This window comes from Microvirga arabica, assembly GCF_016811235.1.
Classification (GTDB): Bacteria; Pseudomonadota; Alphaproteobacteria; order Rhizobiales; family Beijerinckiaceae; genus Microvirga; species Microvirga arabica.
The window spans coordinates 1-826 of sequence record NZ_JAFBID010000216.1 but is presented as its reverse complement, the minus strand read 5'-3'; the positions used below and the strand labels follow the sequence as shown (position 1 = coordinate 826).

Annotated in this window: 1 protein-coding gene; it reads left to right on the top strand. The window is 57.1% G+C overall.

All coding sequences use genetic code 11. The annotated features are described in order from the left end of the window. Positions 1 to 70: 70 nt before the first annotated feature. A complete protein-coding gene (locus JQC81_RS32560; protein WP_203275884.1) occupies positions 71 to 769 on the top strand; it encodes an IS6 family transposase in 699 nt (232 codons plus the stop codon). The last annotated feature ends 57 nt before the right edge of the window (positions 770 to 826 follow it).

Sequence of the window (826 nt, the reverse complement as noted above, 5' to 3'; positions counted from 1 at the left end):
GGGATGTGTCGCAAACTTTTTGTTTCAGAGTTCCGGCTACAACGTCGAGGCGACAGTGAGGGGGGACGCGGTGTTCAAGGGCAGGCAATTCGATAGATCCGTGATCCTGCTCTGCGTTCGGTGGTATTTGGCTTACAATCTGAGCCTGCGGAACATGGAGGAGATGATGGCCGAGCGGGGCATCTCCGTCGACCATGCGACCGTCCACAGGTGGGTTATTCGCTACTCGCCCGAACTGCTCAAGCGCTTCAATCTTCGCAAACGAAAAGTCAGCCGGAACTGGCACGTGGATGAAACTTACATCAAGGTCCGGGGCCGATGGAACTATCTTTACCGCGCCATCGACAGCAATGGCGACACGGTCGAGTTCTGGTTCAGCGAACGACGAAACCTCATTGCGGCCAAGAGGTTTCTGCGCAAGGCGCTGAAGCGCCATGGCCGGCCTGAGCGGGTTGTGATCGATGGCAGCCAGACCAATCGAGAAGCCATCCTATCGTGTGACGCGACGAACCAACTGGAGGGCCGATCCGGGCGGGAGCTGAAGCCGATCCGCATCCGGCAAAGTGCTTACCTCAACAATCGCATTGAGCAGGATCACCGTACCATCAAGCGGCGGGTACGATCGATGCTCGGGTTCAAATCCACGACCACTGCCCGTGTGATCCTGAGTGGCATTGAGATGGTGCACATGATGCGCAAAGGACAGGCAAAGTACGCCTGCAATGGGCAACCATCGCTCGTCGAGCAGTTTCACTTGCTTGCCGCGTGAGCGCTCTACCGAGCGATTGAGCCTTTCGCGTCCCCTCTCCAAATTTGCGACACAATC